Here is a 10,651-nt window from a genome sequence, read left to right as displayed (position 1 = left end):
CCACGGCCACAGTCCATCAGATGGCAGGCTGCGTCCATAAGGGCGGTGCGGGTCTGTTGCTTCTGTTCGGCGCGGGGCAGCATGGGCGGGCGGGCTTTGTCGGCAAGTACAGCGACGCACTCTAGCAAAACAGGTCTGCTGACGTCGAACTTGGCGGGGAGAGGCGTAGCGCGATCTACAGGAAAGCAAAAGCCCGATCGACAGATCGGGCTTTTTTCTCGGCCACCACGGGGTTAGCTCTGTGCTTGATGCAGTTCTTGCAGACGGTCAGCACCGCCTTCAGCAACGCCTTCGGTGTAGGCACGTTTGTTGGCTTGTTCAGCACCGCCTTCGACCAGACCTTTCTGTTCCAGGCGATCACGGCCACCTTCGGCAACAGCGTTGCGTTCCAGCAGGCGATCAGCACCACCTTCAACCAGGCCTTTTTGTTCCAGGCGGTTGCGGCCGTTTTCGGTCAGGCCTTCGGTGTAAGCGCGTTTGTTGGCTTGTTCCGAACCATTTTCAGCCACAGCGCCTTTGGCGTAGTCACGGTTCTCTTCTTCTTGCGAACCGCTGCGAGCGACGGTCTGGCTGAACGGAACGGCGTCCGCTTTGACTTGTGGGGTGGCCTGTTCGGCGGCTGGCAGGGCAAAGGCACTGGAAGCCAGGATGGATAACAGGGCGGTAGCGAGTAATTGGCGTTTCATGATGGGTTGCTCCTTGGGAGGGCGATAAAGTGGGTACAGGGCTAATGCTACTCTCGATAAGTCGATATAAAAGTTCATAAACACAATGGTAATAATCAACAGAATTGATTGTTCTAGGCGGAGGCTCTAGAACGGGCCTCTCAAGCACGCGGTTTTGCACCGGTGTGGGTATTTTCGACACGCACGCGGGTAACAATGGTGCGTCGTCGTAGGGGGAATCTGTCGAAGTGGTCAGAAATTGAGGTTTTTCCAGGCAAATCGGGGATCGGGTTAAACCCCCAGGCGGTTTACCAGTCGTAGTTCTATAAGCTGTCCTTAAAGGCTGTCACCCAGCCAGTCGTATTCAGGAGTCCTGTGCAATGACGCGCACTCGTAAAATCGTCGCTTGGAGCTGCGCCAGCTTCGTTGTGTTAATCGCCGTGGTGGTGTTGGTCCTGGTGTTCTTTGACTGGAACCGCATCAAGCCGCCCCTCAATGCCAAGGTTTCCGAAGAATTGCATCGACCGTTTGCCATCAACGGCAACCTGGCGGTGGTGTGGGCGCGTGAGCCCGATGAGGGTGGCTGGCGCGCCTGGGTGCCATGGCCCCATGTGATCGCCGAAGACCTGACCCTGGGCAACCCGGACTGGTCGAAAACCCCGCAAATGGTCACCCTCAAGAAGGTCGAACTGCGCATCTCGCCCCTGGCGTTGCTGGTGCAGCGCGTGGTGATCCCGCGTATTGACCTCACCGAGCCGAGCGCGCAATTGCAGCGCCTGGCCGATGGCCGCGCCAACTGGACCTTCAAGTTCGACCCCAAGGACCCGAACGCCGAGCCCTCCAACTGGGTGGTGGACATCGGTGCCATCGGCTTCGACAAAGGCCACGTGGCCCTCGACGACCAGACCCTCAAGACCCAACTGGATGTGATCATCGACCCGCTGGGCAAACCGATCCCGTTCGGCGAAATTGTCGGCGACGCCGATGCCAAGAAGGCCCTGGAAAAAGGCTCCGCGCCCCAGGACTATGCGTTCGGCCTCAAGGTCAAAGGCCAGTACCACGGCCAGAAACTCGACGGCAGCGGCAAGATCGGCGGACTGCTGGCCTTGCAGGACGCGGCCAAGCCGTTCCCGCTGCAAGCGCAGGTGAAGATTGCCGACACCAGCATCGCCCTGGCCGGCACGCTGACCGATCCACTGAATCTCGGTGCGCTCGACTTGCGCTTGAAGCTCGCCGGTTCCAGCCTGGGCAATCTCTACCCGCTGACCGGCGTGACCCTGCCGGATTCGCCGGCCTATTCCACCGACGGTCACCTCATCGCCAAGCTGCACGAAGCCAGCGGCGCCTCGTTTCGCTATGAAAACTTCAACGGCAAGATCGGCAACAGCGATATCCACGGCAGCCTCGCCTACGTCGCCAGCCAGCCACGGCCCAAGCTCAGCGGCGCGCTGGTGTCCAACCAATTGCTGATGACCGACCTCGCTCCGCTGATCGGCGCCGACTCCAACGCCAAGCAAAAAGCCCGTGGCGGCGACAGCAAGCAGCCAGCGACCAAAGTGCTGCCGGTGGAAGAGTTCCGCACCGAGCGCTGGCGTGTCATGGACGCCGATGTGGAATTCACCGGCAAGCGCATCGTGCACAGTGCCGATCTGCCGTTCACCGACCTCTACACCCACCTGGTCCTGAATGACGGCGAACTGAGCCTCGAACCCCTGCGTTTTGGTGTGGCCGGCGGCAAACTGGATGCGCAGATCCGCCTCAACGGCCGCATCACGCCAATGGAAGGTCGCGCCAAACTCACCGCGCGCAACTTCAAGCTCAAGCAACTGTTCCCAACCTTCGAACCGATGAAAACCAGCTTTGGTGAACTCAACGGTGATGCCGACATCTCCGGACGCGGCAATTCCGTAGCAGCCCTATTGGGCAGCTCCAACGGTGACCTGAAGATGCTGATCAACGACGGCGCCATCAGCCGCAGCCTGATGGAAATCGCCGGGCTCAACGTGGGTAACTACGTGGTAGGCCGCTTGTTTGGTGACAAGGAAGTGAAGATCAACTGCGCGGCGGCGGACTTCGGCATCAAGACGGGCCTGGCGACCACGCGCTTGTTTGTGTTCGATACTGAGAACGCCATCATCTACATCGATGGCACCGCGAATATGGCCACCGAGCAACTGGACCTTACCATTACCCCGGAATCGAAAGGCTTTCGCCTGTTCTCCCTGCGTTCACCGCTGTACGTCAACGGGCCGTTCATCAAGCCCAACGCGGGTGTGAAAGCCATTCCACTGGCGTTGCGGGGGGCGGGCATGGTGGCGCTGGGTGTGATCGCCGGGCCGGCGGCCGGGTTGCTGGCGTTGGTCGCGCCGAGTGGTGGTGAACCGAATGAGTGTGCACCGTTGTTGCAGCAGATGAAGGAAGGCAAGGCGCCGAAAACCGTTAAAGGCTGAAACGGCAGACGAACAAAAGGGGGAGCTGGCTAGCCAGCTCCCCCTTTTGTGTTTCGCACTTACAGACTTTCTAGAATATCCGCCATATCGTCCGCATGCTCTTCTTCCTGAGCCAGGATCTCTTCAAACAGACGACGCGTAGTCGGGTCTTTATCGCCAATGTACTGGATGATCTCGCGGTAGCTGTCTACCGCAATCCGCTCGGCGACCAGGTCTTCGTAGACCATTTCCTTGAGGTCCTTGCCGGCCACGTATTGGGCGTGGGAGTTCTTGGTCAGCAGGTCCGGGTTGAACTCCGGCTCACCGCCCAGCTGCACGATGCGCTCGGCGAGTTTGTCCGCGTGTTCGGCTTCCTGGGTGGCGTGTTCGAGGAACTCGTCGGCGGCGACGGACGCCTTGATACCGCTGGCCATGAAGTAGTGGCGCTTGTAGCGCAGCACGCAGACCAGCTCGGTGGCCAGCGATGCGTTGAGCAGTCGGATGATTTCTTCGCGGTCGGCGTCATAACCTTCGGTCACTGCACCGTTTTCGACGTTCTGGCGGGCGCGGCTGCGCAGGGTCGCAACGTCAGTCAAGTTTGCTTCGGTCATCTCAATCTCCTGGTACTAATCCGGTTTTGCGCCACGCTCTGCCGGCGTGATCGCTCCAAGTTGTGAGTCCCGCGTCACGCAAAAAGTTTTATCGGATTTTATGTCATCACCTCGTCGCGGGACTGGGCTAGCCTCTGGTGGTCTTTCCTGATCAAGGACGTTCGGCCCATGCCGCAGTCGTTAGCCACGCGTTACCCCTTGGTGCTGGTCCCCGGCATGCTCGGGTTTGTGCGCCTGGGGTGGTTTCCCTATTGGTACGGCATCGTCCCGGCGCTACAGGCAGGCGGCGCGCAGGTATTTCCCGTGCAGGTGGCGCCGCTGGACTCCAGCGAGGTGCGTGGCGAGCAATTGCTGCTGCAGATCGAGCGCATTCGCCGTGAAATGGGGGCCGACAAGGTCAACCTGATCGGCCACAGCCAGGGCTCGCTAACTGCGCGGTATGCAGCGGCCAAGCGCCCGGAGTGGGTGGCGTCGGTGACATCGGTGGCCGGGCCCAGCCATGGCTCGGAACTGGCGGACCACATTCATCTCAATTACCCCGTGGATGGCGTGAAGGGCCGAATCATGAGCGCGCTGTTTCACCTGGTTGCCTGGGTGATGGGCGTGCTGGAAACCGGCTATCGCGGGCCACGCTTCAAGGCGGACTTGCAGGCCTCCCATCATTCCCTGACCAGTGCGGGTGTGGCGCTGTTCAATCAGTGCTATCCACAGGGGCTGCCGCCGACATGGGGCGGGCAGGGGCCCGAAGAGGTCAACGGCGTGCGGTATTACTCATGGTCCGGCACCTTGCAGCCGGGCATCACCGACCGGGGTCGCAACCTGTTCGACGGTACGCATCGCAGTTGCCGCCTGTTCGCCCGCAGCTTTGTACGCGAAAAGGGCCAGTGCGACGGCATGGTCGGACGCTACAGCTCACACCTGGGGAGGGTGATCGGCGATGACTACGCCTTGGATCACTTCGATATCGTCAACCAATCCCTGGGCCTGGTGGGCAAGGGCGCCGAGCCGATTCGACTGTTCGTCGAGCATGCCCGACGCTTGAAGGAGGCCGGGGTTTAACGCACCGGCGTGGTCCAGCGCTCCGATAAAATCACCCCGCCCAAGGTCAGCAAACCGCCCACCAGGTGGTACAGCGCCAACTCTTCCTTCAGCACCACGGCCGCAATCAACGCGGTGATCAACGGCAGCAGGTTGAAAAACAACGTCGTGCGGCTCGGGCCCAAGGTCTTTACCGAATGCATCCACGCCAGCGGCGCGACCATCGAGGCCAACAGGCACGCATACAGCACCAGCGGAATGTTCGCCCAACCCAAGCCGGCCTTCGCCGAGAACAGGAACAGCGGAAACAGCACCACCACCGCCACCAGCACCTGCAGATACAGCAACACCAACGGCGGCAGGCGCAGCTGCCATTTCTTCAACAGGGTGCTGTAGACCGCGTAGGCCAGGGTCGCGACCAGCATCATGCCGTCGCCCAGGTTGACCCCGTGTTGCAGCAGTGCGTCGAGGCTACCGGCGGAAACCACCACCACCACACCGGCGAACGACAGCACGGCACCAGTCATCGCGCCGTAGGTGAGGCGTTGGCCGAGGCTGATGATCGCTGCTGTGAGTGCCATCAACGGCATCAACGACAGGATGATGCCCATGTTGGTCGCCGTGGTCAGCGACGCGGCGTAGTACGCCAGGCTCTGGTACACCGCCATGCCCAGCACGCCGAGGATGAACACCTTGCCCAGGTTCGGACGGATCAACGCCCAGTTGGCGATCACCGGCTTGATCATGAACGGCGTGAACAGCAGCGCCGCCAGCAACCAGCGGTAAAAGCCGATTTCCGCCGGGAACAGTGCGCCCACGGCCAGCTTGTTGACGACGGTGTTGCCGGCCCAAATGAAAATGGCCAGCAAGGGATACGCGTATTGCATCGAAAGAAACCCAGTGTGTTGATGAGGCAGGATTATCCATTGTCTGGATCGAAGCCTATACTGCGATCCAGACAAACCACCTCTGTATCCAGACAATATGGCCAAGCACAACGTACGCCTTGCGGATTTCCCCCAGCTGCCGAGCCCGGTGTACTTCCGTTATTCGGATTTCGCCCCCGACACCGAGTGCACCCCGCACCAGCACTTCTGGGGTTCGCTGGATTACTCGGCCAGCGGCGTGATGCGCATGGAGGTGGCCGGCAACCGCTTCATGTCGCCGCCGCAATACGCGGTGTGGGTGCCGCCGCATACGCAGCACAGTTCCTACAACGCCGAGGCGATCGTCTATCACTCGGTCGGGTTGGCGCCGGAACTCTGTGAGCAGTTGCCCCAGCAGCCGTGCACCCTGGCGATCAGCGATATCCTCAAGGCCATCCTCAGCGATTTCGCCGGGCGTGATGTGAACATGCCGCAGACCGAGTCCGATATCCGCCTGGCCCAGGTGCTGGTGGACCAGCTCAAGCAGGCGCCGATCCACGAATGCTTTCTGCCTTACGCCCGTCACCCTGGCTTGCTTGGCGTACTCGAAGGCATGCAGGCCGACCCTGCCGATAACCGCCCCCTGGCGCACTGGGCCGAACACGTCCACGTGAGCGAACGCACCCTGGCGCGCCTGTTTGTGCGGGAGCTGGGCATGAGCTTCGGCGAGTGGCGTCAGCGCCTGCGCTACCTGGCGGCCATCGAAGCCCTCGACAGCCCGCGCAGCGTGCAACATGTGGCATTTGACCTGGGCTACAGCACCGCGTCAGCCTTTATCGCCATGTTCCAGCGCCAGGCGGGCTGCACGCCGGAGCAGTACCGACGGACGCATATCCGTAGCCGGTGAAGTTGTAACAGGCTTTGACTACACTGCTGGGTAGGCCGTGCCGCCCGGCACGGTAACAGGGAGAAAACTCCATGAAGATGCTGCGAATTCCGCTGTTGATGATGGGCCTGCTGCTGTGTTCCCAGGGTTTTGCCGCCACTGCCCAGCAAAACAAAATGACCACCTGCAATGCCGAAGCCACCACCAAGACGCTCAAGGGTGATGACCGCAAGGCCTTCATGAAGACCTGCCTGTCGGCCCCGGCGGCCAATGACGCCAAGACCCTGACGCCGCAGCAGCAGAAGATGAAGGATTGCAATGCCTCAGCGAAAACCAAGGCGCTGACTGGCGATGCGCGCAAAACCTTCATGAGCACTTGCCTCAAAGGCTGATCACACAGGTGGGAGCAGGCTGCCTGCTCCCACACTTGATCGCATTCACTACTGACCCACTCGCTTGATTCTCTCAAGGCTGGCAGACTGCCCATCCTTTAACGCCGTTCGTTTTGAGGCTGTATGCCAACGTTTTCTCAGCGTCACGTGATATTGCTGGCCAGCTACATCATCATTTTCGGCGGACTGCTGCTGGTACTGCCGCTCAAATTACTGCCCAGCCTGCTGGCCGGTCTGTTGGTGTTCGAGCTGGTCAACATGCTCACTCCCCAACTGCAACGGCTGATCGAAGGCCGGCGTGCGCGCTGGCTCGCGGTGGCCTTGCTCGGCACCCTGATCGTCAGTGTGCTGACTTTGATCTTCGCCGGCGCCATCAGCTTCCTGCTCCATGAAGCGGAAAACCCTGGCGCTTCCCTGGACAAATTCATGGGCGTGGTCGACCGTGCGCGTGGCCAGTTGCCGCCGTTTATCGACGCCTACCTGCCCGCCAGCGCCGCCGAGTTTCGCGTGGCCATCGGCGACTGGATGAGCAAGCACCTGAGCGAACTGCAGCTGGTCGGCAAAGACGCCGCCCACATGTTCGTCACCCTGCTGATCGGCATGGTGCTCGGCGCCATCATCGCCCTGCAACGCGTGCCCGACCTGACCAAACGCAAACCCCTGGCTGCCGCGTTGTTCGACCGCCTGCACCTGCTGGTCCAGGCCTTTCGCAACATCGTCTTCGCGCAGATCAAGATCGCCGCGCTCAACACCGCCTTCACCGCCGTGTTCCTCGCTGTGGTGCTGCCGCTGTGCGGGATTCACCTGCCGCTGACCAAAACCCTGATCGTGCTGACCTTCCTGCTGGGCCTGCTGCCGGTCATCGGCAACCTGATGTCCAACACGCTGATCACCATCGTCGCGTTGTCGCTGTCGATCTGGGTGGCGGTGGCTGCGCTGGGCTATCTGATCGTGATCCACAAGATCGAGTACTTCCTCAATGCGCGCATTGTGGGCGGGCAGATCAGTGCCAAGTCGTGGGAATTGTTGCTGGCGATGCTGGTGTTTGAGGCCGCGTTCGGCTTGCCCGGTGTGGTGGCGGGGCCGATTTATTATGCGTATCTCAAGAGTGAATTGAAGCTTGGGGGGATGGTTTAAAGCTTGTGTTGCCTGGGCTGACGCCATCGCGGGCAAGCCCGCTCCCACATTCGACCGCATTTCAAAGTTGGAACTCGGTCAAGTGTGGGAGCCGGGCTTGCCCGCGATAGGGGCGCCGCGGTCTTTCAGCTAAAACTCAGTAGCCGTACCGCTTACTGGCCTCAATCGCCAACCCACTGCCGATACTGCCAAAGATATTCCCTTCCACATGCCGCGCATTCGGCAGCATCGCCGAAATGCTGTGGCGCAGTGCCGGGATCCCGCTGGAACCGCCGGTAAAGAACACCGTGTCCACCTGCGCCACGCTCACCGAAGCGTCGTTGAGCAACTGCGTCACGCTACCGCGCACACGTTCGAGCAAGGCGTCGATGGAGGACTCGAACAACGCCCGGCTCAGGTCCACGCTCAGGCCTGCTTCGATGCGATCCAGCGCCACGTGGCGGCTGTCTTCGTGGGTCAGTTGGATCTTGGTTTCTTCTACTTCCATGGCCAACCAGTGCCCGGCGCGTTCTTCGATCAGCTTGAACAGACGGTCGATACCGCCGGTGTCTTCGATGTCGTAGCGCATGCTGCCCAGGGCCAACTGGGATTTTTGCGAATACACCGAGTTGATGGTGTGCCAGGTGGCGAGGTTCATGTGGTGGCTGGTGGGCATATAGGCGCCGCTCTTCATGCGGCTGCCGTAGCCGAACAGCGGCATCATGCCGTTCAGTGAGAGTTGCTTGTCGAAGTCGGTACCGCCGATGTGAACGCCGCCGGTGGCGAGGATGTCGCTCTGGCGGTTGTCGTTGTGGCGGCGGTCCGGCGACAGGCGGACCAGGGAGAAGTCAGACGTACCACCGCCGATGTCGACGATCAGTACCAGCTCTTCTTTCTGGATGGTGGACTCGTAGTCGAACGCGGCCGCAATCGGCTCGTACTGGAACGAAATGTCCTTGAAGCCGATCTTGCGCGCCACGTCCACCAGGGTGTTCTCGGCTTCCTGGTCGGCCATCGGGTCGTCATCGACGAAAAACACCGGGCGGCCCAGCACCACTTCTTCGAACTCACGGCCGGCGTTGGCTTCGGCGCGGCTCTTGAGCTGGCCGATAAACAGCGCCAGCAGGTCGGTGAACGGCATCGCCGTGCCGAGCACGCTGGTGTCGTGCTTGATCAGCTTGGAACCCAGCAGGCTCTTGAGCGAGCGCATCAGCCGGCCTTCGTAGTTTTCCAGGTACTCGTGCAGCGCCAGGCGACCGTACACCGGGCGGCGTTCCTCGAAGTTGAAGAACACCACTGACGGCAGGGTGATCTTGTCGTCCTCCAGCGCAATAAGCGTCTCCTCGCCGGGGCGGATCCACCCGACGGTGGAGTTGGACGTGCCAAAGTCGATGCCGCAGGCACGGGCTGGGGATGGGTTTTCCATGACAATCAGGTTCCGGTTGAAAAACGGCCGCGCAGTGTATGCCAGTCGGCGGCGGATGCGTAGGCCGACCATCTGTTAAATCATGCTTGAAACCTGGGGATTCGCCCCCACATCTGCTGCATACGGCAAGCGCCGATAACACTTTGACGCACCCCCAGGCCACAAGACTCAACAGGTGCAATGCAGCGCACGTTGTGCCCCGGGCTGTGCGATCTCGATTAAGGATGGTGAACCGCCGATGGATTTCAAAGACTACTACAAGATATTGGGCGTAGAGCCGACGGCCGACGACAAGGAAATCAAGGCGGCCTACCGCAAGCTCGCGCGCAAATATCACCCCGACGTGAGCAAGGAAAAAGACGCCGAAGCCAAGTTCAAGGACGCGTCCGAAGCCTATGAGGCGCTCAAAAGCGCGGACAAACGTGCCGAATACGACGAGCTGCGCAAATACGGCCAGCATGGCCAGCCGTTCCAAGGGCCACCGGGCTGGCAGAGCCGTGGCGGCTTTGGTGGCGGCGGCGGTGGCGAAGACTTCTCGGACTTCTTCAGTTCGATCTTCGGCTCCCGTGGCGACGCCTTTGGCGGTGGACAACGCCGTCCAACCGGGCGCAAGGGCCAGGACGTGGAAATGCAACTGACGGTGTCCCTTGAAGAGACGCTGTCCACCGAGTCCAAGCAGATCAGCTTCCAGGTGCCGCAATACGACGCCTCGGGCCGTCACGTCAGCAACACCACCAAGAGCCTGAACGTGAAGATCCCGGCCGGCGTGGCCGACGGCGAGCGCATCCGCCTCAAGGCGCAGGGCGCGCCGGGGATCGGCGGCGGGGCCAATGGCGATCTGTACCTGATCATCAAGTTTGCGCCGCATCCAAAGTTTGAGGTGGAAGGCGAAAACCTGATCATCAACCTGCCATTGGCTCCTTGGGAGCTTGCACTGGGGGCGGAAGTGGCTGTGCCGACGCTTACCGGCAAGATCAACCTCAAGGTGCCTGCCGGCAGCCAGAACGGCCAACGCATGCGCGCCAAGGGCCATGGCTTGTTGAACAAGGCTGGCGAGCGCGGTTTCCTGTACATCCAGCTCAAGGCCGTGATGCCTAAGCAGGCAGACGACGAAACCATTGCGCTGTGGCAAGAGCTGGCGAAGAAAGCCGCGTTCAACCCACGGGAACACTTCTGAAAATAGCCGCCCCACGCTAACTATCTAGCGCGGGTCAACGGGTCG

Annotated in this window: 10 protein-coding genes and 1 pseudogene; 6 read left to right on the top strand and 5 right to left on the bottom strand. The window is 60.9% G+C overall.

Annotated features, from left to right (window positions below):
• A pseudogene (locus HX812_RS20440) lies at nt 1–83 on the bottom strand (TetR family transcriptional regulator); the annotation flags it as partial.
• A gap of 150 nt (nt 84–233) precedes the next feature.
• Nucleotides 234–686, bottom strand: a complete 453-nt coding sequence (locus HX812_RS20435) for a hypothetical protein (protein WP_038851220.1) — start codon at nt 684–686, stop codon at nt 234–236.
• Nucleotides 687–1,045: 359 nt separating this feature from the next.
• On the opposite strand from HX812_RS20435, the gene HX812_RS20430 reads away from it, so the two are divergent.
• Entirely contained in the window at nt 1,046–3,115 is a 2,070-nt protein-coding gene (locus tag HX812_RS20430) for an AsmA family protein (protein WP_038851218.1), read from the top strand.
• Nucleotides 3,116–3,174: 59 nt separating this feature from the next.
• On the opposite strand, the gene HX812_RS20425 is transcribed toward HX812_RS20430, so the two are convergent.
• Entirely contained in the window at nt 3,175–3,705 is a 531-nt protein-coding gene (locus tag HX812_RS20425) for a bacterioferritin (protein WP_016976947.1), read from the bottom strand.
• 168 nt (nt 3,706–3,873) lie between these two features.
• On the opposite strand from HX812_RS20425, the gene HX812_RS20420 reads away from it, so the two are divergent.
• Nucleotides 3,874–4,764 carry a triacylglycerol lipase gene (locus HX812_RS20420; protein ID WP_038851216.1) on the top strand — a complete coding sequence of 297 codons (891 nt, stop codon included), beginning with the start codon at nt 3,874–3,876 and terminating at the stop codon, nt 4,762–4,764.
• On the opposite strand, the gene HX812_RS20415 is transcribed toward HX812_RS20420, so the two are convergent.
• On the bottom strand, nt 4,761–5,630 hold the full coding sequence (locus tag HX812_RS20415) for a DMT family transporter (protein ID WP_028615544.1): 870 nt from the start codon (nt 5,628–5,630) through the stop codon (nt 4,761–4,763). The genes HX812_RS20420 and HX812_RS20415 overlap by 4 nt on opposite strands.
• Before the next feature lie 97 nt (nt 5,631–5,727).
• Between HX812_RS20415 and HX812_RS20410 the strand changes: the two genes are divergently transcribed.
• The 3 genes from HX812_RS20410 to HX812_RS20400 all read left to right on the top strand — a co-directional run bounded on the left by HX812_RS20410 (nt 5,728) and on the right by HX812_RS20400 (nt 8,024).
• Nucleotides 5,728–6,516, top strand: a complete 789-nt coding sequence (locus HX812_RS20410; protein WP_038851215.1) for a helix-turn-helix transcriptional regulator — start codon at nt 5,728–5,730, stop codon at nt 6,514–6,516.
• 71 nt (nt 6,517–6,587) lie between these two features.
• A complete protein-coding gene (locus HX812_RS20405; protein WP_005784310.1) occupies nt 6,588–6,887 on the top strand; it encodes a PsiF family protein in 300 nt (99 codons plus the stop codon).
• A 123-nt stretch (nt 6,888–7,010) separates the two neighbouring features.
• Complete coding sequence (locus HX812_RS20400; RefSeq protein WP_038851213.1) at nt 7,011–8,024, top strand: AI-2E family transporter; 1,014 nt, start codon at nt 7,011–7,013, stop codon at nt 8,022–8,024.
• Nucleotides 8,025–8,160: 136 nt separating this feature from the next.
• Here the strand turns inward: HX812_RS20400 and HX812_RS20395 are convergent, their stop codons facing one another.
• Entirely contained in the window at nt 8,161–9,429 is a 1,269-nt protein-coding gene (locus HX812_RS20395; RefSeq protein ID WP_038851255.1) for an Hsp70 family protein, read from the bottom strand.
• Between the two features lie 238 nt (nt 9,430–9,667).
• Here HX812_RS20395 and HX812_RS20390 point away from each other — a divergent pair, with 238 nt between their 5' ends.
• The gene (locus HX812_RS20390; RefSeq protein ID WP_038851212.1) at nt 9,668–10,606 is read left to right on the top strand and encodes a DnaJ C-terminal domain-containing protein; all 939 of its coding nucleotides are present in this window, start codon (nt 9,668–9,670) and stop codon (nt 10,604–10,606) included.
• Nucleotides 10,607–10,651: the final 45 nt, after the last annotated feature.

It is taken from the genome of Pseudomonas sp. IPO3749 (assembly GCF_013386605.1).
In the GTDB taxonomy this organism is placed as follows: domain Bacteria; phylum Pseudomonadota; class Gammaproteobacteria; order Pseudomonadales; family Pseudomonadaceae; genus Aquipseudomonas; species Aquipseudomonas azotoformans_A.
This window is presented reverse-complemented; position numbering and strand designations above follow the sequence as displayed.